Source organism: Cytobacillus sp. Hz8, assembly GCF_042263505.1.
In the GTDB taxonomy this organism is placed as follows: domain Bacteria; phylum Bacillota; class Bacilli; order Bacillales; family Cytobacillaceae; genus Bacillus_BE.
In genome coordinates, this window is record NZ_JBHKFI010000002.1 from 308,828 (window position 1) to 333,620 (window position 24,793).

Genomic DNA, 24,793 nt, shown 5'->3' on the forward strand with positions numbered 1-24,793 from the left:
GAATGACCAGATATAAAGTGAAACTTCCATCAGTGGGGGTTTTCATTCATCCCCCACTGATGGTTAGTCACGCAGAGCCTGATTGATTTTTCTAAGGGCTGAAGCCCAAAGAAAAATCTTATTTCACTTATCACGCTCATAGCGCCACGTCCTGTGGCTTTCGCCTGACTAGGACATCCTTGTCCGTCGTCGGACCTTTACGGACAGTTGATCTCCCGCTTATCTTCTTCGTATTCTCAGAATCTTGAAGTGGGAGTCTTACTGTCCGTTAAGAGTGGGATAAAACGAAGTATCTTTTAATGAAAATAAAATGGCTTAGAACAAATAGAGTGGAATGGAGTGCGGCTTGCGATGAAGTATAAAATTGAATGGAATTATCAATTGAAGAAGAATCAGAATGTTTGGTTTACCTCTGATTGGCTGGATTCGGAACTTGCCTTAGAAACAGGGGAAGAAATCGAAAAAAGTGGAAAAACATTGGATCTATCATATTACGATGAAAAGGGAGTTTCCTGGACAACAAAGGAATTAAAACAGCTGCTTGTAGAGGTGGAGGAAGAACCCCACGATATTACGATTTATTTTGATGGCGGATTTAATAAGGATACGTTAGAAGCTGGCTTAGGTGTAGTCATTTTTTATAAACAAGGGAAAAAGAAATACCGGATTCGTGCAAATCAATTGATTCATGAAATGGATACAAATAATGAAGCAGAATATGCGGCATTTCATTTTGCATTAAACCTATTGGAAGAACTTGGTGTTCAGCATATGTCCTGTGAATTTAAAGGGGATTCTCAAGTAGTATTGAAGCAGCTTGAAGGAGAATGGCCGTGCTATGAAGAGAATTTAAATCGGTGGCTCGATCGTATTGAGAAAAAAATCAAGGATTTAGGAATTCATCCCAAATTCTCACCGGTCCCACGTCAAGAAAATAAAGAAGCGGATAAACTTGCGAGCCAAGCGCTCGAAGGAAAAAATGTGAATAGTAGAATGCTGATTATTTAAAAGGGAGAGACCGTTTTGGACAGAAAGAAATTGTTAGACGAAATGGACTATATTATGTCACAATACTGTGAAAATTGTTTTTTATATAAATACCATCGAGACGAGAAAGGAAAACGATTTGCTCATCGTTTTTGCATTACAAAGTGCACGGTAGGCGAGCAGTTAAAGTATTTTGGAAAGGAGCTCTCTTAACCATGACACAAACCTGAACAGAAGAATGACATCGCTTTCAAAAAATTAAAAAAGCTGGCAATTGATTGCCAGCCGGATAAATTTATTATTATGATTACAGTTTTACCACATTAGCGGCTTGAGGTCCGCGGTTTCCTTCAACGATTTCAAAAGAAACTTCTTGTCCTTCTTCTAATGATTTGAAACCATCACCTTGAATAGCTGTGAAATGTACGAATACATCATCTCCGCCTTCTACTTCGATAAAACCGAAACCTTTTTCGTTATTGAACCATTTTACTTTACCATTTTGCATAATAACTTTTCCTCCTAAGCCTATCAAGACACCGATGTGTCTAAGTTAAGTATATTATCATTTAATGAAATATGAATCAGCCATATAATAGAAATAGCGGAATATATTATTAAATGACGATATAAATATACACGAAAATGTAGTAAACAGTCAAGAAAATAAGTATATTTTTCCATAAAACGTAACAACTTTCCACGGTTACATATTACACTTTCCTCAGGATAAAACCGGATTGAAGATTTTTCCAAAAATATTTTTCTTAAATACTTTTAGGGATTAAATTTCAGAAATTTCTTTAAATTAAAACTGATATTTGGTATTATTTTCTTGATATACAATTATTTTCATGCCGGGTGATATTGATGAATAAGAAAAAAATAAAAACCTCAACTGCTGAGGATTCACTTTTAACCGTTGAGGATATTGACCAATTACTTGAATCTTTTCGAAAAACTGAAAGAAACCGCTATTTAGATCAAAGTAAAAAAGTAATCACTCAAGTAAATTTAAAAGAAATTCGTCAAAAAATCGAACAAGCAACAAAAATAATGAAAGAAATATTTTCCTTTGTCGGAGCAGGTGGAACCATTCCTATTTCTGAAATTAAAGAAGAAATTATTCCTTCTATTAAACAGGCTGCAGAAATACCGCATATTTACTATCTATTTTATGAATTACAATCAAAGGATGAATATACCTATAGACATACAATTAGTGTTGGCATTATCGCCACGATTATAGGAAAATGGCTAGGTATGCCAGAAGAGTCCTTGCATGAATTATCCCTTGCAGCAACCTTACATGATATTGGAAAATCTAGAATATCCAAAGAAATTTTAAATAAGCCTGGAAAGTTAACGACAGAAGAATACAATGAGATGAAGCAACACTCCATTATTGGCTATGATTTACTTAGGGATATACCGAGCATATCTGAAACGATTCCATTAGTTGCATTACAGCATCATGAAAGGGAGGACGGGAAAGGGTATCCGCTTGGATTAGTGGGGGATCAAATTCACCGACACTCTAAGATTGTTGCGATTGCGGATGTGTTTCATGCTATGTCTTCTTCACGAGTGTATCATCAGGCAAAGCCTTTTTATGAAGTAATTCAGGATATGCATAATAGTGCATTTGGGAAGCTCGACCCAAATATTTTGCTCATTTTTCTTTATAAAATGATGGATAATTTAGCTGGAAAGACGGTGCTACTTTCAGATGGATCGCTTGGAAAAATTATGATGATTCACTCATTTGATCCTCTACGCTCTCTTGTAAAGGTAAACGATGATTTGATTGATTTACGATATAATAATCGTTTGCAAATTGTAAGAGTGGTGGATGAACTGAATTAAGGTATGTTGCATTGCAATAGATTCATAATTTATATATCGACTTCATAGTTTATGATTATCTAATCATGATAAAAAGGGTGAGACTGATGTATCGATTTCTTATTAATGGCGAAGAATGGATTTTAAGGTTTTCTCGCCATTTATTTATGGATTCAGAAATGAAAAAAGAAGTGGCCGATTCAACAATGAGAATGAAAAAACAGCTTCACTTATATGGACATGGAGATTCTTTTCTTATCTTTCATGAAATGCTCGGAGCACTTATTTTTAATATTGAAAAAATCCCTTCTTTAATCTTGACATTGTCCAATATTATCGCAAAAGAGCACTGGTACACCCAAGAAAGGGAAAACATTCCACTTTTTTCCAAGAAATAGAGGTAAAAAAACGATTTTCATATTTGGAGGTGATTTTATGTTTTAATTTGGTCGAAAAAGATTTGTACATAAAAGATAAATACTTAATTTTTAGCGGCTTTTTAAGGGTGAACAACCTTACCTACGATATTTTCTCTCCTCTTTCCTTTTTTTTATCGTACGATATGTTTCATATTCTTCCCTTGTTTATTTCCAAATAATTAAATAAATATGTTATTCTTGTATAACTTGAGTTTTGAATCTACGAATTTATCCCACTCTTAACGGACATTTTGACTCCCACTTCAAGATTCTGAGAATACGAAGAAGATAAGTGGGAGATCAACTGTCCGTAAAGGTCCGACGACGGACAAGGATGTCCTAGTCAGGCGAAAGCCACAGGACGTGGCGCTATGAGCGTGATAAGTGAAATAAGATTTTTCTTTGGGCTTCAGCCCTTAGAAAAATCAATCAGGCTCTGCGTGACTAACCATCAGTGGGGGATGAATGGCAGACTAAAAGCGCGACGTCAACACATAAGTCTGCACGCTTCACGTCCTGTGCGTCGAAAACCCCCACTGATGGAAGTTTCACTTTATATATGCTTGTATTCAATTTTAAAGGAGTAAGACGAATGAAGCTTATTATTGCGGAAAAACCTGACCAGGGGGCGACATTGGCATCCATTTTTAAGATGAAAAAACAGCAAGGGTATATCGAAATATTGCCAAATGAGATTTTTCAGGAGGGGGCCTACATTACATGGGCTGTGGGTCATCTTTGTCAATTAGTGAATCCAGAGAAATATAATCAAGAGTGGAAAAAATGGGATCTGACTACGCTCCCGATGATTCCAGGTCAGTTTCAATACGAAGTGACAAAAGATAAATATAAACAATTTAATATCATAAAAAATCTCATCCATCAGTCCAATGTCACAGAAATTATACATGCGGGAGACGCTGGCAGAGAAGGAGAACTGATCATCCGAAATATTTTAAGGATGACAAATTGCAGGAAACCAATGAAAAGGCTATGGATTTCCTCTTTAACCCCAAAGTCGATTCGTGAAGGTTTTTGCAGTTTGCTTCAGGAGGATGAAACAAGAAATTTATATTTTGAAGCCTATACAAGAGCATGTGCAGATTGGATTGTCGGAATGAATGCTTCAAGATTATACAGCCTCCTTTTACAAAAAAAGGGGTATCGCGATGTTTTTTCTGTTGGAAGAGTTCAAACCCCAACTCTAGCATTAATTGTGAAAAGGGATTGGGAGATTGATCAATTTGTTTCAGAGCCTTATTGGGAGATTATGGCTAAATTTAATGTTGAAGGAAAAGTGTATCAAGGTAAATGGGAAAAAGATGGAGAGACAAGGGTGAAATCTCAAGAGCTTGCAGAGAAAATCGCAGCCTTTTGTCAAAAGAAACCGGCCCAGGTAACGGATATTCAAACAGAAAAGAAGGAATATTATCCTCCCTTACTGTTTAATCTATCAGCGTTACAAGCGGAAGCAAATCGAAGGTATAAATTTCCTCCGAAGAAAACATTAGATGTTTTACAAAAGCTTTATCAAAAAGGGAATGTATCCTATCCCCGTTCTGATTCACGTTATGTAACAGCTGGAGAAGCGGAAATGTTTCCAGATATTCTACAGAAGATTGGAAATATTGCAGAGTACAAACCTTTCTTTCCATTACCAATTGAATCTATTAAGAATAATAAACGATATGTAAATGATCAAAAGGTCACGGACCACTATGCGATTATTCCGACTGAGCAAGTTCCGAATTTGGACAAGCTTAGCAGTGATGAAAAAATGATTTATGATTTAATTGCAAGAAGTTTAATTGCGGCTCACTATCAAAAATCTGTAACAGAATATACAACAATTTATACACTTGTAGATCAACGTGCCACCTTTGTCTCAAAGGGAAAGGTACAGTTAGAAGAAGGCTGGAAAAAGGTTATTAGGCATGTGGAAAAGGATAAAGAACCTATCCTGCCCTTGATGGAGATTGGTGAGCAAGGAAAAGTAGTAAAAGTTGAAGTGAAGGATAGCAAGACACAGCCTCCGAAACGATATACCGAAGGGCAGCTCATCACTCTTATGAAAACGGCAGGAAAATTCATTGAAGATAAGGAGCTTGAAAAGGTATTAATGAAGTCTGAGGGGTTAGGAACGGAGGCAACTAGAGCAGGAATAATCACAATGTTGAAGGATAGAAATTACATTTCAATAAAGAAGAATATCGTCTATCCAACAGCCAAGGCAAAAATTCTCATAACCGCTATAGGAGGAGAAATATTGGCTTCCCCTGAAATGACAGCAAAATGGGAACAACGATTAAAAGAAATATCGGAAGGAAATGCATCTCCTAAACAATTTATGGAGCAAACGAATAAAATGATCAGCCATTTAATTCAAATGACGACGAAGACTTCAAATGAATGGCGGTTTACGAAGGAAGATCAAGAGGATTTTGTTCCGGGGAAACAGAAGAAAAAGCGATCCGCTAATTTAGGTAAGTGTCTTAAATGTGATGGCCATATTGTCGATAAAGGCAACTTTTATGGATGCTCCAATTATCAAAAAACGAAATGCGACTTTACCATTTCCAAAAAAATCTTAGGAAAATCTATAACACAAACTGCAATCAAGAAGCTATTAGCTGAAGGTAAAACGGATGTAATTAGTGGCTTTAAGAAAGATAATAAAGAGTTTAAGGCAAAACTAATGATAGTAGATGGAAAGATAAAAATGATTTTTTAATCGTAAGAAGTCATGTTGCTTTCGGTAGAAAATCCCAAAAATGTGTCTTATTTATGCATCTCTATGGTAAAAAATTCAACCATCTCTTGTTTCCCTAACTTTTGTATAGTAGAATTTTATTGATGAGTGTGTTTTTAGGAGGATAAGGGATGCCAACACCAAGTATGGAAGATTATATTGAACAAATTTATAATTTAATTGAAGATAAAGGCTATGCACGTGTATCAGATATTGCTGAAAGTTTATCTGTTCATCCCTCATCTGTTACGAAAATGGTTCAAAAGCTAGATAAAGATGAGTATCTAGTGTACGAAAAATATCGAGGATTAGTTCTCACAACAAAGGGTAGGAAAATTGGAAAACTATTGGTTTTTCGTCATGAGTTACTGGAACAATTTTTAAGTGTGATTGGTGTGGAAGAAGAAAATATTTATAGAGATGTTGAAGGAATTGAACATCATCTGAGTTGGAATGCGATAGATCGAATTGGTGATTTGTTACAATATTTTGAAGAAGATGAATCTCGAGTAAAGACATTACGAGAAGTTCAAATGAGGAATGAGTAAGAATAAATAGGATGATTTAACAGGGCAGATTTAAAGATTAAATCTGTCCTTTTTGTGTGTTCTGAAGTGGGAGTCTTACTGTCCGTTAAGAGTGGGATAAAATGACCTCTTTAAACATATATATTTAGAATGACACATTTTTTAGAGAATCATTCAAGGATTTCACAAACTTTTCACGAATTTAATGAGTGAATCTTTTTTCATTTAAAGGTAGGGTTGTGGATGAATCAGTTTAATTGGACAGAGGAATCAGAAAAACAATGGAATCAATCAGCAGATCATTGGAGTTCGAGGAGCAAAAAAATGTGGGAGACGGGGAGTAGAAAGGATATTATTCCGTTTCTTGCACAATATGTTCCCGTAAATTCAGTAATCTGTGATTTGGGCTGTGGTGATGGATATGGTTCAAGGAAATTAACGCTGGCAGGGTATTCGGTTACTGGAGTTGATGTTTCAGATGATATGCTTCATAAAGCCTATACCCTAAATTCAGATAACAATGCAAGATTTGAAAAGGCGGATATTGGACATTTACCATTTTCTGATGGCTCATTTGATGCATTAATGGCAATTAATTCACTAGAATGGACGGAAAGCCCTCTGCAAGTTCTTGATGAGATGAATCGAGTTCTCAAAAGAGACGGGAAGGCCTGTGTTGCGATATTAGGGCCTACTGCAGGTCCAAGAACCAATAGCTTCCCAAGACTATATGGAAAAAAATCGATTTGCAATACGATGATGCCCTGGGAATTCGAGCGGTTATTAAAGGAAAATGGATGGCAAAAGCTTGATGAATTTGGGGTTTACAAACAAGATAGTATTGGGGTTTCTATGGAAAAATTACCGCTTAATTTAAAACAGGCATTATCCTTTTTTTGGGTATTTATGCTTAAAAAAAGTAGATAGCGAAGAATATTTTTATTATGGCCATGTCCTCTAAATAGATAAGAAGAGGACATGGATTTTCTTTGGCAGCGCCATCATAATTTTGCTAAAGGATGGATAATTATTCCCATTCATATGGTGTTTCTTGATATACATAATAGTTAAGCCAATTAGAAAAAAGCAAATGGGCATGGGAGCGCCAACGATTCAAGGGCGTCTTCTTGCAATCATCATTTGGAAAATAATGCAGGGGTACATGAATATCTAAACCTTTCTGTAAATCCCGCTGATATTCATCAGCAAGAGTTTTAGAATCATATTCAAAATGACCAGTTACCATGATTTGTTTTCCTTCGTTGGCAAGTAGGATAAACGGTCCTGCCTCCTCAGAGCTAGATAAGAGCTTTAATTCAGGTGTTCTTTCAATTTTTTCAATCGATACATCCGTATATCGTGAATGGGGAGCATCATAGACATCATCAAAACCGCGCAATAGCATTTCCGAACGGTCCAAAACTGTGTGAGTAAAGACGCCCGTGCATTTTCGCGGTAATTCAAATTTGTCAATCCCAAAATGATAATATAGAGCTGCTTGGGCACCCCAACAAATATGGAGAGTGGAGGTCACATTAGTGACAGACCAATCCATGATTTCTTTTAACTCTTCCCAATAATCCACTTCCTCAAAAGGCAGCATTTCAACTGGAGCTCCGGTAATTATTAAACCATCATACTTGCGATGAACGACCTCGTCAAAGCATGTATAGAATTGCTCAAGATGATACTGGCTCGTATTTTTAGATTGATAGGAAGCGGTTTTAAGAAACGATATATTGACTTGCAAAGGAGTGTTTCCTAGCAATCTGAGAAGCTGAGTTTCAGTCCTTTCTTTTTCCGGCATCAAATTTAAGATAAGAATATTTAACGGCCGGATATCCTGTGTATTTGCCCGATCTTCATCCATGACAAAGATATTTTCAGACTCCAGTATTTCTCTAGCTGGAAGAAGCTTCGGAATTTTAATAGGCAAAAAATCATCCCCTTGAATTGAATATTTAGATTATTTAATATTATATAGACGTTTTTTTTTTGTAGCAATGAAATATTCTTCTGAAATCCATCTTTTATTAAATGAATTTGAAACTTTTAAACTTCTATTGATAATATTCGACAAATCATGCAATATTAAGGCAAGTGCAAATGAGGCATAATTCAGGAGGGAACAGTTTTGAAAACACAGACGAAAGTCAAATCAGATATTACCATCGCGCAAGAAGCAACAATGAAGCCTATTACGGAAATTGCTGAAAAAATCGGCCTTACAATGGATGATATTGAATTGTATGGAAAATATAAGGCAAAGCTTTCCTTCGATGTGCTCAATCGCTTAAAGACGGAGAAAATGGGAAAGATTATTCTTGTCACAGCTATCAATCCGACACCTGCCGGGGAGGGAAAATCCACCGTCACTGTTGGATTAGGTGATGCACTTAATCGTTTAGGAAAAAAGGCAATGATTGCTATGCGAGAGCCTTCCCTTGGGCCGACGATGGGGATTAAAGGTGGAGCAACTGGTGGAGGATACGCACAAGTGTTACCAATGGAAGATATCAATCTTCATTTTACCGGTGACCTTCATGCGATTACAACAGCAAACAATGCTTTGGCTGCATTGATTGATAATCATTTGCAACAAGGAAATGAACTGCAAATAGATGCACGGAGGATCGTATGGAAAAGAGCCCTCGATTTGAATGACCGTGCCTTAAGAAAGGTTGTCATCGGATTAGGAGGTCCAATGCAAGGAGTTCCTAGAGAAGATGGATTTGATATTACGGTTGCTTCAGAGATTATGGCTATCCTTTGCTTGGCTAAGGATTTGCCTGATTTAAAAGAACGTTTGTCAAAAATCGTTGTCGCCTATAATATCCATAAAAAACCTGTAACGGTAAAAGATTTAGGTGTTGAAGGAGCTTTAGCACTTCTCCTTAAAGATGCCGTTAAACCCAACCTAGTTCAAACGATTGAACATACTCCTGCACTTGTTCATGGAGGCCCATTTGCGAATATCGCCCATGGCTGCAATAGTGTCATCGCTACAACTGCAGCTGCAAAATTAGCTGATTATGTTGTGACAGAAGCAGGTTTTGGTGCTGATTTAGGTGCGGAGAAATTCTTGAATATAAAAGCTGAAGTGGCAGGAATTAAACCAGAAGCAGTAGTCATTGTGGCAACCATCCGAGCATTGAAAATGCATGGTGAAATTGAAAAAAGCGATTTAGGACTTGAAAATGTAGCTGCCTTAAAGAGCGGGTTTTCAAATTTACAGAAACATATTGAAACGATTCAATCCTTTGGTCTTCCTATCGTTGTTGCAATTAATCGTTTTATTACGGATACGGAACGTGAAGTGGAGACTTTATATCAATTATGTAACCAAGAGGGAATTTCCGTTGCTCTTACAGAGGTTTGGGAAAAAGGGGGAGAAGGCGGAATTGAGCTTGCAGAAAAGCTTCTGGCTGCCATTGAGAAGAATGAGTCCCATTTTCAGCCTTTATATAAGCCGAGTGATTCCATCGAAATGAAAATTTTAACTGTTGTTCAAAAGGTATATGGTGGCATTGGTGTGGAATTTTCCTCAAAGGCAAAAAAGCAATTAAAAGAAATCGGAGCAAATGGCTGGGGAAATCTCCCTATTTGTATGGCAAAAACACAATATTCTTTATCTGACGATGCTTCAAAACTAGGGCGGCCAACCGATTTTGTCATATCTGTTAGGGAGCTGAAGCCGTCCATTGGAGCAGGATTCATTGTGGTATTAACAGGGGATGTCATGACGATGCCAGGGCTTCCCAAAAAACCAGCAGCACTAAATATGGATGTCGATGAATACGGCCATGCAGCAGGTTTATTTTAAAACATGAATGACCAATTTTTATCTCAATAGAATGGGGGGATTCCCGTGTTTGATCCAACAGCTTTTGAAAATATGAAGGTAGTGCTGGAAGGGGCCTTGTATGACCGTGATATAGAGGGGGATATTGCCATCATTAACCGGAGTGATGTTATGAACTTGGCAAAGCTTTCACGGGAATATGAGGTGACTTTTACTTTAAAAGAAAAGTCAATGACCCAATGTACAGTTAAGTTAAGATCGAATTTAGAAAATTTAGCAGCTGAGCTACTTCCAGCCATGAAATCGGAACAATTATCAGGCTGTACCCTTTCAATTGTTTTTACGGTCGAACATTATGATGATCTTGATCTGCATGAAGAAATAGCCAATGTTTTAACAGATGTTTGGGGGATTGAACGGACATATCAACATAAAATGATATTAGATCCATTTCAAGAACACGATGTAATAACGAAGGAAATTTCGATTGATTTTAATCGTCTGATTTACGAGGACCAGATGGATGATTTTATTAATATGATTGATTCAATGGTGGTTTCTATCAAGAATATCAATCAAATTATCATAAATTATTAGACTGAGAGAAGAAATGAAGATATTTTCCAAAAGGATGAGGAAGATCACTTGGATTTCCGACAGTAATGACAATATGGATGTAGTAAATCTTTGGAAAAATGAATAAAAATAGATTTTTCCAAAGATTTATTATAATTGCTTCTCCTTTTTGATCTTCATGTGAATAAGCCCATGTTGAAACTATCCTGATACAATGGTTTCCAAAAGAAAGTGCTGATTGGCACTTTCTTTTTTGCTGTAAGTTAATTCGTGTTAAAATATGAGAAGGTTAATGAAGGTAGGAAGTCATAATGGAAAATATCATTGAAGTAACAGAACAGTTTGTGAAACAATCATTTAGAGGGGAATCGACCGGCCATGATTGGTTTCATATGGAACGAGTCCGGAAAAATGCCATCTATATTTGGAAACAGGAACAAAAGGGAGATCGTTTCATTATTGAAATGGCCGCTCTTTTACACGATATCTCCGATGAGAAATTAAATGAATCGAAAGAAGCTGGACAGCAAAAATTATCTTCATTTTTAAATCAATTACCACTAGAAAGTCATACCAAAAGGCATATTATGGAGATTATTGATTCTATTTCCTATAAGGGCGGAAATAAGTCATTGCTTTCTTCTATTGAAGCCCAAATTGTTCAGGATGCCGATCGACTTGATGCGATTGGAGCTATCGGCATATCAAGGGCATTTGCCTATGGCGGAAAAAAGGGACAGCCCATTTATGATCCAACTATAGCTGTTCGTGACAAGATGACGATGGAAGAATATCGGATGGAAAAGTCATCAACGGTTCATCATTTTTACGAAAAGCTTTTTAAACTCAAAAATCTTCTTCATACCACTACTGCAAAAGAAATCGCCGAGAGGCGTGATGCTTTTATGAAATTATTTCTTGAAGAATTTTATAAGGACTGGAATGGTATATATGAAAACAATTTCGATTGAAAATCTGACAAAAACATATGGAGACAAGCAGCTTTTTAAAGATATATCATTTTCCATCTCGGAAAAAGAGCGGGTCGGGTTAATAGGAGTTAATGGGACTGGTAAATCATCTTTATTAAAAATCGTTGCGGGTGTGGATTTTCCTGATTCAGGTGAATTGGTATCACCAAAGGATTTTACAATTGCTTATTCTGCGCAGCAGCCGGAGCTGCAGCCTGATTTAACTGTTCTAGAGCAAGTGTTTGCCGGTGAAACACCGATTTTAAAGCTCCTAAAAGAATATGAAAATATGATGCTGATGCTTACTAAACATCCTGAGGACACGGAAGTACAGGAAAAGCTATTTTCCGTTCAACGTCAGATGGATGCTTCAAATGCCTGGGATGCTAGTACAAATGCGAAAACGATCTTAAGTAAGTTAGGAATAGAAGAGTTTGACAAGAAGATTGCTGAGCTTTCCGGCGGTCAGAAAAAGCGGGTTGCATTAGCTCAAGTATTAATTGTGGAACCGGATTTATTGATTCTCGATGAACCGACTAACCATTTGGATTATGATTCAGTGAAATGGTTAGAGGAATATTTGGGCATGTTTCAAGGCGCTTTATTTTTAGTGACTCATGATCGGTATTTCTTAGATCGAGTGACGAATCGAATTTTTGAGCTGGATGGAGGGAAACTATACAGCTACAAGGGGAACTATGCTGATTTTCTGGAAGCGAAGGCAGTTCGCGAAGAGAATGAAGCAGCTACACTTGAGAAAAGAAAGAATCTTTATCGCAGAGAACTTGAATGGATTCGCCGTGGTGCCCAGGCCAGGTCAACAAAACAAAAGGCGAGAATAGATCGTTTTAATGAATTAGATGATAAGATTGCTTCTTATCAAACGAAAGAAAAGCTAGATATCGCTTTAAACGGTTCAAGATTGGGAAAACAAGTGTTTGAATTAAAAAATGCCAATAAGAATTATGGGGATCAGGTTATTTTACATGATTTTGATCTCTTAGTGAAACCAGGTGATCGGCTCGGGATTATTGGCAGAAATGGAACCGGAAAATCCACGCTTTTAAAGACTCTTGCTGGAAGGCTTCCGCTTGATAGCGGGGAATTCATTATGGGGCAAACAGTCAAAATTGGTTTTTATACACAAGAAAATGAAGATATGGACGAAAATAAGCGGATGATTGAATATTTAAAGGAAACCGCTCAAGTTATTCATACTTCCGATGGAAAAACGATTTCAACATCACAAATGCTCGAACGCTTCTTATTTCCAATGAATACACATGGAACTTTAATTAGAAAGCTTTCAGGTGGTGAAAAACGAAGACTTTATTTGCTAAAAATCCTAATGTCAGAACCGAATGTCTTGCTTCTGGATGAACCGACAAATGATTTGGATACACAAACATTAACGGTTCTTGAGGATTATTTAGAGGATTTTCCAGGCGTCGTGATTACCGTTTCCCATGATCGCTATTTTCTTGATAAAGTGGCGGAACAACTCCTCATTCTTGAAGGTCAAGGGATAGTGGATCGCTATTATGGGAATTACAGTGAATATTTAGAGAATCAGGTAGCAAAGCCGGTTGTGAAGGAAGAAAGTAAAAAAGAAAAACAGCCAGAGCCAGAAAAGCCAAAGAAAAAGCGATTGTCCTATAAGGAAAAAATTGAGTGGGAAGAAATTGAAGGAAAAATTGCTGATACCGAAAAGAGACTAGAGGAAATTACTATAGAAATGGGTCAAACGGGTAGTGATTTTGAAAAAGCACATGCACTTATGAAAGAAGAAGAGGAATTAAATAATCAATTAGAATATTTCATTGAAAGATGGAGTTATTTATCTGAGCTTGTTGAACAATGATCGCTTTAGCAGGGAGGATTTCTTATTTAGAAATCCTTCTTTTATTTTTAAAGACTACTAACTAACTTTGTTAAAATATTGGAGTAGAAAGTATAAGCATATTGAAACACGTTATTCTAGTGGGAATGCGAAAATGAGGGGGATACAAAGGAGCTTATGACATTGGAGGCTCTGTCACCCGTCTACCGTCAATGGAAAGTGAAGCATTAAGGAAAGCGTTTAAAAAAAATAATCTGATGTGATCAGCATTAAAAAACGATGAGCATGGAATTATGAAGCCAATATTCTCTATGTTAAAATAATTCTAAAATACGAGGGGGAATCCTATGAAAATTCAATCCATTGAACCTACTCCAAGTCCGAATACAATGAAAATAAATTTAGATGAAGAATTGCCAAAGGGAATGAGCAATAATTATAAAAAAAATGCTGAAGAAGGGGCACCAAAGGTAATTCAGGAAATATTGAAAATTGAGGGTGTAAAAGGAGTTTACCATGTTGCAGACTTCTTAGCCGTTGAAAGAAATCCTAAAATTGATTGGAGAGATATTTTAGAAAACGTTAGACTGGCATTTGGTATGGAAGGAGAAGAAAGGAAGCCACAGACAGAATTAAATAATCATTTTGGAGAAATACGAGTTTCTGTTTTGATGTTTAAAGGAATTCCGTATCAAGTAAAATTAAATGATGGACAGGATGAAAAACGTTTTGGGTTAGCAGAATTCTATATTTCAGCAGTGACGAATGTAACCAATGAAGGAGAAAATGTTGTTTTTTTAAGAAAATGGCAAGATTATGGGGTGCGATACGGAGAATTTGAACAAGTTGGTAATGAGGTGATAGAAGAAATCTATGCCGCTTTTCCAAAAAAAAGAGTGAATGAGCTAGTTCGTCAAGCAAGTATTCAGGTCCAAAGCTTTACAGTACCCTTCCGGAAAAAGGAGAAGGTTACTCCTGGAAACTTTCAAAATCCTGATTGGCGCATGAGGTTTCAACTATTAGAACAAATGGATGACCCAGCAATTGAGGATATCCCTCTTTTGGCATTAGCACTTGAGGATGAAAAAGCATCCATTCGCCGATTAGCAACTGTTTATTTAGGGATGATTAAGGATAAGCAAGTACTTCCATTTCTTTATCAAGCATTAAAGGATAAAAGTGTTGCGGTGAGAAGGACTGCTGGAGACTGCTTATCTGATTTAGGCTATAGTGAGGCAATGGATGAAATGATGTTAGCTCTTCGGGACTTGAATAAACTAGTTCGCTGGAGAGCAGCGATGTTTTTATATGAGGTTGGAGACGAACGAGCCCTTCCAGCATTAAAGGCAGCTGAAGAGGATTCGGAATTTGAAGTCAGTATGCAAATCAAGCTTGCCATTGAGCGAATAGAGCATGGTGAGGAAGCGAAAGGCTCAGTCTGGAAGCAAATGACGGAATCAAGGAAAAAGAACTAATGGGGAGTGCCAATTATCAAGCGAACACACCTCTGAGAGCAAAGATTAAATTGTGTACGCTTGATATTATTGGTTTATCTTTTTAAATGGAATTGCAATGGCTCAAGACTTTCAACAATGGGCTTTAAGGTATAACCCATTGCAATCAGCTTATCAATTAATTTTGGCAAGGAATCAACAGTAATATTGGAATCATGCATTAATATAACTGGGGTAATTCGATGCTTTTTCTGTACTTTCACTTGTTCGACAATATTATGTATTAAATAGGTAGGGGTCTTATTTCTACGAAGCCAATCTTCACTATCCACATTCCAATCCCACATGATAAAACCAGCACGATCTAAGTATTTTTTTTGTGCAGCTTTTAAATTTGGATAGCTGCCATACGGTACTCGAATTAAAAGGGTATCGTCCCCACTAGCTTTTAAGACTGTTTTTTTACAAGTATTCATCTCTAATAATGGTGATCTTTTGGATAAATAAAATTTTTTAACATCATGAGTAACCCCATGGCAACCAATGGAATGTCCACTTTTGTATAGGGATGAGACAACATTTTGATACTTCTTGATATTACCATTTAACATAAAAAATGTGGCATGAATCTTTTTCTTATTTAAAATTGCAAGGATTTTCGCTGTATACTCATTTGGTCCGTCATCGAAGGTTAAATAAAGTGGTTGAACATCATGTGAGGTTTGATATTTCACTTTTTTAGCCTTCGCTACTAGTGCAATTGATTTATATGGTTGAGGCTTGATTGTGCCTTTTGTTTGGACAGACGAATCTGCTTTAACACTTTCATTTGGAGGGAGATGCTTACTCATGATGTTTACCGTTAATCCAAAGATGGTTACTAGACATGATAGTAAAATAAATAAATAGATTCGTTGTTTGCTAAACATATTTACTCCTTTAAAATCATAGTACTTTTTAATCATAAAGAAGTGAATACAAGAATGATAGGGATAAAAGTCATGTTTTGTAAATATTTGTTTTTTCAATTAATGAAAAACAATTTTTGTTCAAAAGCTTGCGCGTTGCATAATAATACTTAAATATTGTATGCTAACAAGGAATATAAAGGGAGGTTTTTGCACGATGTCAATGGCTTATGAAGAATATATGAAACAAATGGTTAAACCTATGCGTGAAGAATTAGTTCATAATGGCTTTAAAGAACTATTGACCGCTGATGACGTTGAGAACTTTATGGATCATGTTGAAGGTACTACTTTAGTAGTAGTCAATTCGGTTTGTGGCTGTGCTGCAGGGCTTGCACGACCAGCCGTTAATCAGGCACTGTTAAATTCAACCAAAAAACCTGATCATTTAGTTACCGTTTTTGCCGGACAAGAAAAGGAAGCAACAGCGAAAATGCGTGAATATTTCGTTGGAATTGAGCCTTCTTCTCCTTCCATGGCACTGCTTAAGGGGAAGGAAGTTGTTCATTTTATCCATCGCTACGATATTGAAGATCATCCAATGGAAGCGATCATGGAGAATTTAATGGGCGCTATAGAGGTTCATGGCTAATGAGTGCAGAACAATGAGGAAGGATGTCTTTTGACGTCCTTCTTTTAAATTAGGGAAAAAATGATAAACAAGGGATCGATTGAAAATGTTTGTAACAACAGCGGGCAGGACAAATGATGCATTAATTGAAAAAGCGAAGAGTATTGCGGATGAGTTTTCCGTTGAATATATTCCAAGAAGAAAAAGCTCGATACAAGCCATTCAACAATTAAGAAACGATGATTGTATCGTTATAGGGAAAAATCGGATGGAAATGTATGCGTTTGGGGTAAAAGAGGCTTTTTTCTTTCATCCCAATTCTGCCATGTTTCGCATAAAAAGGATTATTCGTGGGGAGCATGATCCCTTTTTGCAGGCATGCAGGCTTAAGGAGGGAGATCGTTTTTTAGATTGTACATTAGGGCTTGCCTCCGATAGCATAGTGGCATCTTATGCGGTAGGTAATGAAGGAGAAGTTGTCGGTGTTGAAGGAAGTTTATATTTGGCCTATCTTGTTAAGGAAGGACTTCAGCAATGGGAATCTAATGTTTCGAGTATAAATGGAGCAATGAAAAAAATATGTGTTATTCATCAGCAAGCCCTTGATTTTTTACGTAACCAGAAGAGTAAACAATTTGATTGTATTTATTTTGATCCAATGTTTGAAGCACAAATTGATGATTCCGATGGCATCCATGCATTGAGAAGATTTGCCATTTATGAAGATATAACGACCGAATTAATGGACGAGGCCATGAGAGTGGCCAAAAGAAGAGTGGTAATAAAAGATCATTTTAGAAGTTCACGGTTTCAAAAATATGGATTTCAAGTCAATGTTCGAGAATCAGCAAAGTTTCATTATGGTGTTTTGGAAAAAGAATAGTGGACTCATCTTTTTCTAATCTGTAACAGAAAGAAAAATGAAATATGCTAATAATAATAAAGTGCCAATCACAAATAATATATCCGAACTTCTGGATATCCCTCCTCAATAAAGTAGCTGAATGAACCTTTATATCCTCATATTTACTAATTAAATCAAATTATTATGAAACTATTTTTGTATTTTTTCGTATAGGGAGTATATTATTATATTAATAGATTATATTTTGATTGTTTTAAGTGGAGGCAAGTAAATCATGAATTTTAAGTTAGCTAGCAGAATGAATGCCTTTCAGGAAAGCATCTTTTCTGAATTAACTCAAATGAAAAAGGCAAAAACTTCAGAGGGAATTGAATGTATCGATTTAAGTATTGGTAGTCCTGATCTTCCTCCACCATCCTTTATTTCAGAAACGGTTAGTAAATACTCAAGTAAACCCGAAATGTACGCTTATTCTCTTACAGGAACAAGTGACTTTATGGAGGCTGTCTCAAGCTTTTATCGTCGAAACTACTTCGTTCATTTGGATCCGGAGCAAGAGGTAATCCAGTTAATGGGCTCTCAAGATGGTTTGGTCCATATTCCTATGGTTTTTTGTAATCCGGAAGATTATATTTTAGTCCCTGATCCCGGGTATACAGCCTATGCTACCGGAGCTGCGATGGCTGGAGCAAAACTGTACTCAATGCCATTGAAAAAAGAAAATAATTATCTTCCTGATCTATCAGAGATTCCCGAGGATATCCGGCAAAAAACTTCGATGATGATTCTAAACTTCCCAGGTAATCCAATTCCTGCGATTGCATCAAAGGAATTCTTCGAAGAGGTTATTCGTTTTGCGAAAAAATATCAAATTTTCGTGATGCACGATTTTGCCTATTCTGAACTTTATTTCGAGGAGAAACCAATCAGTTTTTTATCAGTTGAAGGAGCAGAAGAGGTTGGAATTGAAGTCAATTCCCTCTCAAAAAGCTTTTGTATGGCGGGATGTCGTGTTGCATATGCGATTGGAAATAAGAGTATGATTCAAGCCATCAATCGTTTTAAATCCAATCTTGATTACGGGGTTTTTCTTCCCGTTCAAGAAGCGGCAACAAGAGCGCTTTTGGATGAATCTACATTCTTAAGTGATAATCGAAGAATTTATCTTCGTAGAAGAGATGTTCTGATCAACGGATTTCAAGAAATTGGTTGGAAAGTGAATCCTCCAAAGGCTTCCATGTTTGTTTGGGCAAAAATCCCTGAAGGCTATCAATCATCAAAGCAGTTTGCAATCGATTTAATCCATCAGGCTAATGTAGTTGTGACGCCTGGTGTTGCATTTGGTGAATGGGGAGAAGGATATGTGAGAATGGCGATTGTCCATCCGGAGGAAACTTTAATGAAGGTAGTTCATTCAATTGAAAAAAGTGGAATTTTACAGAACATGAATTGAGATGAAATGTTGAGGGAGTGTGAGAAACATGCCAAACTGGGTACGTAAATCGCTTGTTGTTTTAATCACAATTGTTACATTTGGTTTAGTTTCTCCATCTCAAATTTCCTTTATCGAAAATGGAAACCCAAGTAAATCACCAAAGGATAACGTATTTGAAGAAAATGTTATCCCGAAAGGCTTAGAAAATCAGGGACTTTATAGTAATAAAGAAATTGTTGATAAAGAAGGAATCCTTAGTCAATTATATAGTCAAGCTGAAAGTCAAACCTATTTAAAGTTTGGTGAAAAAATAAAACCGGTTATTCAGGATGAGTTTAAAGACATCATTCTTCCAAACATGGAGACTGCTATTTTTCAAGCTGTTTCAGAATTCCCTGAATGGGATTTACGCAATTTGGCGGTAACGGAGCAACCTGGTAAGGGAAGTGCTGAAAGGATTTTTCATATAGTTGATCGAGAGACAAATCAAGATTTAATTAGATTTCATGTGAGAAGAGATCATCCCCCTCAACAAGGATACTGGTACAATTTCCATTATCACACTTATCATGATCAATATGAGACTCATTATGAATTAGGTTCAATATATTGGGGGAAAAATACCCCTCCCAATTGGATGACTTAAAGCTGAAATGATCTTGTTATTTTTTTCCTAACAGAAAAGTTAGTAATTATGTTAAACTACCAAAAGGATAATTTGAAATAGCTGTAGTTAAATAGAAACAATATTTCAAAGACTCGGTCCTTGCCGAGTTTTTTCTTGAGGTAGATTTTACTTAGGAGGACTTCTAGAATGTCATTCATGGAAGGAATTTTAAATACTTATGCCCAATTCTTTGATGGTCATATGTGGTTGGAGGTTTTAACTGATCCTGTCAGCTGGGGACTCGTTGGCTCACTAGTTATTCTAGAAGGGTTGTTATCAGCGGATAATGCGCTTGTATTAGCAGTCATGGTCAGACATTTACCGGCGGATAAAAGACGGAAGGCACTATTTTATGGCTTATTAGGTGCTTATGCATTCCGATTTATCGCTATTGGTATTGGAGTCTTTCTTATTAAGCTATGGTGGGTGAAGGTTATTGGGGCATGTTATTTAGCATGGCTTTCCATAAAATACTTCCTGGACCGAAGAAAGCCTGCTCCCGTAGAGGAAGAGCATCATGAGAAGGCAGGAATGGACAAGCAGGGCATTCTTATTCGTTTGTTTGGAAGCTTCTGGGGAACTGTTGTTTCCGTAGAATTGATGGACATTGCCTTTTCTGTGGACTCCGTTTTGGCGGCATTCGGTGTTAGTCAAAAGGTTTGGATTCTTCTTATTGGTGGAATGCTCGGTGTTTTAATGATGCGTGGCGTCGCAGGATTATTCTTACAGCTGATTGATCGCATCCCAGAGCTCGAAACAACTGCTTATATCCTGATTGCCATTATTGCAGTTAAAATGTTTCTTGCTGTCTTTCATATCGAAATTACACACACATATTTCTTTACTCTATTGCTTATAACCTTTGGAATCACTTTTCTTGTCCATTTTTGGAAAAAAAGAAAGAACGAAAAAAGTCATTTATAAGTAATGGGAAAGCAAGGGAACCTATTCCCTTGCTTTTTTTACTATAGGTTTGAGTCATTCCTACAGAATAAAAAGTAGTAATGCAAAATGGTGCTTGATAACCAAATTTATTCCTATTCATTAAAGGAGGTATGTTAATATCAATATTAAAAAAAGGGATGTGAGAATGAAATCAAAGAAGAGAAATTTTTTATTACTCATAGCCTCAATGACTTCCATTTTAAGAGTATCATCAATCGCTGTTTTTTCTTTTTTTGAAATCCTCATAGAAGCCCACCTCCTGAAGTAAAGTTAAAGAAATCGATCTTTTAAATACAGTCTAAGACTATAAGCCTCCTCCTATTCATTAATGCGAATGAATTTGGAGTAAATTTCATGTTTAACACAAAATTACCTCGATCCTTAAATATAATTTATGTCTTAGAGCTATGATATAATTCTATTAAAATAGATAATTATCAAATGATAAAATGTGAGGGGAGCAACCATGCGTAAATTCATTGTCTTCGTTGTATTAGTGGTGTTCTCTTTTCTAATGATGGAAAAATCTCAAGCAACCAGTACTGATATATACTTAGGAGAGCTGGGAAAGCAAAGTGAATTAAAAAGCTTTTTGCATCTTCAGTCTTCAAGAATATTGGATAATATCATCATCGTACCCCGAGAAAATTATGACATGAAAGCAGCTGCTGGAATCATTTCCAGGATTGATCGGTTACCCACTTCCTTATTACAAAAAATCAATGATCAGAACATTGTGATTAAGCTTTTTACAGGAAAATTAACGGATAACCCGACTGCAAGTCATTTGAAGGGAAAGACACCAAGAGGCTATACGAGTGGAAGGACGTGGGATAGTGTCCCGGGAATCGGCGGTTCCAAAACAGTTCTCGTGAAAATTGGCGCAAGTGAGAAAGGGAATGGACATGGTTCAGTCAATCTTGAACTACATGAACTTGCTCATTCCATTGATCGCTATGTTTATCATAATCTTCGTAGTCATCCATCGTATTTAAAAATCTGGAATGAAGAAAAATATGAGCTATTTCCTAATCAAACCTATTTTCTATCATTTCCTGAAGAATATTTTGCTGAAAGCTTTGCTTATTATTACATGGGTGGAGAGTATCATGCAGAATTAAAGGAGAAGGCTCCAAAAACTTATGAATTAATTAAAGGCTTAAAATAGTGTATTTTCTCTATAGTACTGTTAAAATAGAAAAGATGAATTGGCTTAAAGGTGTGTGAAAAATGGAGCAATATTTACAATTATGTAGACATGTTTTAGAAAATGGTGTGAAAAAGGAAGACCGGACAGGTACTGGAACGATTAGTACATTTGGATATCAAATGAGGTTTAATTTACAGGATGGTTTTCCCCTTTTAACGACGAAAAAGCTTCATCTTAAATCCATCATCCATGAGTTACTTTGGTTTTTAAATGGGGATACGAATGTGAAATATCTGCAGGACCATGGAGTTCGCATTTGGAACGAATGGGCGGATGAAAACGGGAATTTAGGTCCAGTTTATGGGCATCAATGGCGTTCGTGGACAGGGGAAAATGGAGAAACTGTCGATCAAATCAGTCAATTAATCGAGCAAATTAAAACAAATCCTAACTCAAGAAGATTAATCGTGAATGCCTGGAATGTAGGGGATCTTGATAAAATGGCATTGCCGCCTTGTCACTGTCTGTTCCAGTTTCATGTGGCAGATGGAAAACTCTCCTGTCAATTATATCAGCGTTCTGCTGATATCTTTCTAGGTGTCCCTTTTAATATTGCCTCTTATGCATTATTAACCTTGATGATCGCAAAGGTATGCCATTTAGAACCAGGCGATTTTATTCATACTTTAGGGGACGCTCATATTTATGTGAATCATCTTGAGCAAATACACTTACAATTATCACGTGAAGTACGGCCATTGCCAAAAATGGTAATGAATCGTGATGTGAAAGATATCTTTTCTTTTCAATATGAAGATTTTGAATTAGTGGGTTACAACCCTCATCCTCATATTAAAGGAGTGGTCAGTGTTTGATTTCTTTATTATGGGCAATGGATGAAAAAAGGACGATTGGTAAAAAGAATCAGCTTCCTTGGCACCTTCCGGAGGATTTGAAGTATTTTAAAAGAGTCACGATGGGTCACCCGATTATTATGGGGCGAAAAACTTTCGACTCTATTGGCCGCCCTTTACCAGGACGAGAAAATATGATTTTAACCAGAAATCAAGATTTTCAAATCCAAGGATGCCACATATTACATTCTATCGAAGAATTACTTGCTTATAGCCGGACGATTGAGGATGAAATATTTGTGATTGGGGGGGCAGAGATTTTTAAGGAAGTGCTTCCTATAGCCGATCGTTTATATGTGACGCAAATATATGAAATATTTGATGGTGATACATATTTTCCTTTCTTTCCTTTAGATGAGTGGAAAATTTTATCAAGGGAAAAAGGGATAAAAAATGAGAAGAATCCTTATGAGTATGAATTTTTAGTTTATGAGCGAATTTAATTCGCAGCAAAATATGCTTTCACTCGATTTTTCTTTAATTGAAACTTTGTTCGAAAAATTTATTGTCAATGTAAAGAGAAGCTGCTTTAGGGCTTCTTTTTTTTATATAAAAAATAAATTATTAAAATTATATGAAAAGTTATAAAATTTATACAATTATCATTGTATTAGATGATGAAAGTGATATAATGTACGAATTATAACGGGTAGAAATGAGGGTGAAGGTATGGAACAGAAGGTAATGAAAAAGAAATGGGTGCAATTGGAGGATATTATGATTGCATACCAGCAGCTTAAGGATATCGTTGCCCATACACCATTGCAAAGAAATGAAAGATTATCTGAAAAATACGACTGCAACGTGTATTTAAAAAGAGAAGATTTGCAACATGTCCGATCCTTTAAACTTCGCGGTGCATATTATTGCATGAAATCTTTAGGCGAAGAGGCATTGAAAAATGGGGTCGTCTGTGCAAGTGCCGGAAACCATGCACAAGGTGTCGCTTATGCATGCAGAAATTTGGCCGTAAAAGGGAAAATTTTCATGCCGACAACAACACCAAAGCAAAAAATCAGCCAAGTAGAGATGTTTGGCAGGGGCTTTGTTGAAATTATTTTAACAGGTGATACATTTGATGACTCCTATAATGAAGCGGTGACTTGCTGTGAGGGAGAAGGCTCTTATTTCATCCACCCATTTGATGATGAGATGGTGATTGCTGGGCAGGGAACGGCTGCTGTTGAAATTTTGAATGATTGTGAAGATGATATTGACTTCGTTTTTGCAAGCATCGGTGGCGGCGGTTTAATGTCAGGTCTAAGCACTTATATGAAAAGTGTTTCCCCACAAACAAAAATGATTGGCGTTGAGCCACAAGGGGCCGCATCAATGAAAACCTCCATTGATGCGGGAGAGGTTACCCCTTTAGACCAGATTGATAGTTTTGTTGATGGGGCGGCTGTAAAGATTGTCGGTGGCAAAACCTATGATATCTTATCGGAGCTATTAGATGATACGGTGGTTGTTCCAGAAGGGAAGGTCTGCTCGATGATCTTAGAACTTTATAATGAGCATGCTATTGTTGCAGAGCCAGCTGGAGCACTTCCGATTGCTGCGCTAGATTTTTACCGCGAGGAGATTAAAGGTAGGACGGTCGTTTGCGTGGTTAGCGGAGGAAATAATGATATTGGTCGGATGCAGGAAATAAAAGAGCGATCCCTTATGTATGAAGGATTATTGCATTATTTTATTGTGAATTTTCCGCAACGTGCCGGCGCATTAAGAGAGTTTTTAGATGAAGTACTTGGTCCAAATGATGATATCACAAGATTTGAATATACAAAGAAAAACAATAAAGAAAATGGACCAGCGTTAGTGGGAATTGAATTAAAGAGCAAGGAAGATTATAGCTCTTTAATTGCGAGAATGGAAAGAAAGAAATTTGCCTTTACAGAAATCAATAAAGATAGCAATTTGTTTAATTTATTGATTTAACTCCTTTGTCTGGTAAAATAGTCTAGTAAATAAAAAATTATTGTACAACATCATTTGCATATTATTTAAAAATAAAGAAATTTTTTAATATGTGAATATCTCATGAACAATTGACCGTTTTAGCTACCAAATGGTTTGTAAACGTACTATAATCATGATAGATTTACTAG

The 24,793-nt window shown here is 36.5% G+C and carries 25 protein-coding genes; 21 read left to right on the forward strand and 4 right to left on the reverse strand.

The window, feature by feature from the left end:
* Window positions 1–351: 351 nt before the first annotated feature.
* Together ACE38V_RS04580 and ACE38V_RS04585 are read left to right on the forward strand one after the other, a co-directional pair.
* Complete coding sequence (locus tag ACE38V_RS04580; protein WP_375840008.1) at window positions 352–1,008, forward strand: reverse transcriptase-like protein; 657 nt, start codon at window positions 352–354, stop codon at window positions 1,006–1,008.
* A gap of 15 nt (window positions 1,009–1,023) precedes the next feature.
* Window positions 1,024–1,200 carry a zinc-finger domain-containing protein gene (locus tag ACE38V_RS04585; RefSeq protein WP_375840009.1) on the forward strand — a complete coding sequence of 59 codons (177 nt, stop codon included), beginning with the start codon at window positions 1,024–1,026 and terminating at the stop codon, window positions 1,198–1,200.
* 94 nt (window positions 1,201–1,294) lie between these two features.
* On the opposite strand, the gene cspD is transcribed toward ACE38V_RS04585, so the two are convergent.
* On the reverse strand, window positions 1,295–1,495 hold the full coding sequence (gene cspD, locus ACE38V_RS04590; RefSeq protein ID WP_009791749.1) for a cold-shock protein CspD: 201 nt from the start codon (window positions 1,493–1,495) through the stop codon (window positions 1,295–1,297).
* Window positions 1,496–1,857: 362 nt separating this feature from the next.
* Between cspD and ACE38V_RS04595 the strand changes: the two genes are divergently transcribed.
* The 5 genes from ACE38V_RS04595 (at window position 1,858) to ACE38V_RS04615 (ending at window position 7,454) form a co-directional block, all read left to right on the forward strand.
* On the forward strand, window positions 1,858–2,853 hold the full coding sequence (locus ACE38V_RS04595; RefSeq protein ID WP_375840010.1) for an HD-GYP domain-containing protein: 996 nt from the start codon (window positions 1,858–1,860) through the stop codon (window positions 2,851–2,853).
* 86 nt (window positions 2,854–2,939) lie between these two features.
* Window positions 2,940–3,230 (forward strand): hypothetical protein, encoded by a 291-nt coding sequence (locus ACE38V_RS04600; RefSeq protein WP_375840011.1) that lies wholly within the window; start codon window positions 2,940–2,942, stop codon window positions 3,228–3,230.
* Between the two features lie 613 nt (window positions 3,231–3,843).
* Window positions 3,844–5,982 carry a DNA topoisomerase III gene (locus ACE38V_RS04605; protein WP_375840012.1) on the forward strand — a complete coding sequence of 713 codons (2,139 nt, stop codon included), beginning with the start codon at window positions 3,844–3,846 and terminating at the stop codon, window positions 5,980–5,982.
* Between the two features lie 149 nt (window positions 5,983–6,131).
* A complete protein-coding gene (gene mntR / locus ACE38V_RS04610) occupies window positions 6,132–6,548 on the forward strand; it encodes a transcriptional regulator MntR (protein WP_375840013.1) in 417 nt (138 codons plus the stop codon).
* Window positions 6,549–6,770: 222 nt separating this feature from the next.
* A complete protein-coding gene (locus ACE38V_RS04615) occupies window positions 6,771–7,454 on the forward strand; it encodes a class I SAM-dependent methyltransferase (protein WP_375840014.1) in 684 nt (227 codons plus the stop codon).
* A gap of 100 nt (window positions 7,455–7,554) precedes the next feature.
* Here ACE38V_RS04615 and metA read toward each other — a convergent pair whose 3' ends face one another.
* Complete coding sequence (metA, locus tag ACE38V_RS04620; RefSeq protein WP_375840015.1) at window positions 7,555–8,463, reverse strand: homoserine O-acetyltransferase MetA; 909 nt, start codon at window positions 8,461–8,463, stop codon at window positions 7,555–7,557.
* Window positions 8,464–8,661: 198 nt separating this feature from the next.
* Between metA and ACE38V_RS04625 the strand changes: the two genes are divergently transcribed.
* From ACE38V_RS04625 to ACE38V_RS04645, 5 genes are all read left to right on the forward strand, one after another.
* Window positions 8,662–10,350: a formate--tetrahydrofolate ligase gene (locus ACE38V_RS04625; RefSeq protein WP_375840016.1), complete on the forward strand. Its 1,689-nt coding sequence runs from the start codon at window positions 8,662–8,664 to the stop codon at window positions 10,348–10,350.
* Window positions 10,351–10,395: 45 nt separating this feature from the next.
* Window positions 10,396–10,926, forward strand: coding sequence for a hypothetical protein (locus ACE38V_RS04630; protein ID WP_375840017.1), 531 nt, complete (start codon window positions 10,396–10,398; stop codon window positions 10,924–10,926).
* Window positions 10,927–11,216: 290 nt separating this feature from the next.
* A complete protein-coding gene (locus tag ACE38V_RS04635) occupies window positions 11,217–11,876 on the forward strand; it encodes an HD domain-containing protein (protein WP_375840018.1) in 660 nt (219 codons plus the stop codon).
* The gene (locus tag ACE38V_RS04640; protein ID WP_375840019.1) at window positions 11,857–13,737 is read left to right on the forward strand and encodes an ABC-F family ATP-binding cassette domain-containing protein; all 1,881 of its coding nucleotides are present in this window, start codon (window positions 11,857–11,859) and stop codon (window positions 13,735–13,737) included. Before ACE38V_RS04635 ends, ACE38V_RS04640 begins: the two co-directional genes overlap by 20 nt.
* A 326-nt stretch (window positions 13,738–14,063) precedes the next feature.
* Window positions 14,064–15,191, forward strand: a complete 1,128-nt coding sequence (locus tag ACE38V_RS04645; RefSeq protein WP_375840020.1) for a conserved virulence factor C family protein — start codon at window positions 14,064–14,066, stop codon at window positions 15,189–15,191.
* Window positions 15,192–15,265: 74 nt separating this feature from the next.
* Here ACE38V_RS04645 and ACE38V_RS04650 read toward each other — a convergent pair whose 3' ends face one another.
* Complete coding sequence (locus ACE38V_RS04650; RefSeq protein ID WP_375840021.1) at window positions 15,266–16,099, reverse strand: polysaccharide deacetylase family protein; 834 nt, start codon at window positions 16,097–16,099, stop codon at window positions 15,266–15,268.
* 196 nt (window positions 16,100–16,295) lie between these two features.
* Here ACE38V_RS04650 and ACE38V_RS04655 point away from each other — a divergent pair, with 196 nt between their 5' ends.
* The 5 genes from ACE38V_RS04655 (at window position 16,296) to ACE38V_RS04675 (ending at window position 20,600) form a co-directional block, all read left to right on the forward strand.
* Window positions 16,296–16,730 (forward strand): BrxA/BrxB family bacilliredoxin, encoded by a 435-nt coding sequence (locus ACE38V_RS04655; RefSeq protein WP_375840022.1) that lies wholly within the window; start codon window positions 16,296–16,298, stop codon window positions 16,728–16,730.
* Window positions 16,731–16,815: 85 nt separating this feature from the next.
* Entirely contained in the window at window positions 16,816–17,592 is a 777-nt protein-coding gene (locus tag ACE38V_RS04660) for a class I SAM-dependent methyltransferase (protein WP_375840023.1), read from the forward strand.
* A gap of 256 nt (window positions 17,593–17,848) precedes the next feature.
* Entirely contained in the window at window positions 17,849–19,027 is a 1,179-nt protein-coding gene (locus ACE38V_RS04665; RefSeq protein ID WP_375840024.1) for an LL-diaminopimelate aminotransferase, read from the forward strand.
* 28 nt (window positions 19,028–19,055) lie between these two features.
* On the forward strand, window positions 19,056–19,655 hold the full coding sequence (locus tag ACE38V_RS04670) for a YpjP family protein (RefSeq protein WP_375840025.1): 600 nt from the start codon (window positions 19,056–19,058) through the stop codon (window positions 19,653–19,655).
* A gap of 168 nt (window positions 19,656–19,823) precedes the next feature.
* The gene (locus ACE38V_RS04675) at window positions 19,824–20,600 is read left to right on the forward strand and encodes a TerC family protein (RefSeq protein WP_375840026.1); all 777 of its coding nucleotides are present in this window, start codon (window positions 19,824–19,826) and stop codon (window positions 20,598–20,600) included.
* Between the two features lie 120 nt (window positions 20,601–20,720).
* On the opposite strand, the gene ACE38V_RS04680 is transcribed toward ACE38V_RS04675, so the two are convergent.
* Window positions 20,721–20,867, reverse strand: coding sequence for a hypothetical protein (locus tag ACE38V_RS04680; RefSeq protein WP_375840027.1), 147 nt, complete (start codon window positions 20,865–20,867; stop codon window positions 20,721–20,723).
* A 220-nt stretch (window positions 20,868–21,087) separates the two neighbouring features.
* On the opposite strand from ACE38V_RS04680, the gene ACE38V_RS04685 reads away from it, so the two are divergent.
* The 4 genes from ACE38V_RS04685 to ilvA all read left to right on the forward strand — a co-directional run bounded on the left by ACE38V_RS04685 (window position 21,088) and on the right by ilvA (window position 24,623).
* Window positions 21,088–21,789 (forward strand): anthrax toxin lethal factor-related metalloendopeptidase, encoded by a 702-nt coding sequence (locus ACE38V_RS04685; protein WP_375840028.1) that lies wholly within the window; start codon window positions 21,088–21,090, stop codon window positions 21,787–21,789.
* 62 nt (window positions 21,790–21,851) lie between these two features.
* On the forward strand, window positions 21,852–22,646 hold the full coding sequence (locus ACE38V_RS04690) for a thymidylate synthase (RefSeq protein ID WP_375840029.1): 795 nt from the start codon (window positions 21,852–21,854) through the stop codon (window positions 22,644–22,646).
* The gene (locus ACE38V_RS04695; RefSeq protein WP_375840030.1) at window positions 22,643–23,128 is read left to right on the forward strand and encodes a dihydrofolate reductase; all 486 of its coding nucleotides are present in this window, start codon (window positions 22,643–22,645) and stop codon (window positions 23,126–23,128) included. Before ACE38V_RS04690 ends, ACE38V_RS04695 begins: the two co-directional genes overlap by 4 nt.
* A 226-nt stretch (window positions 23,129–23,354) precedes the next feature.
* A complete protein-coding gene (gene ilvA / locus ACE38V_RS04700; protein ID WP_375840031.1) occupies window positions 23,355–24,623 on the forward strand; it encodes a threonine ammonia-lyase IlvA in 1,269 nt (422 codons plus the stop codon).
* Window positions 24,624–24,793: the final 170 nt, after the last annotated feature.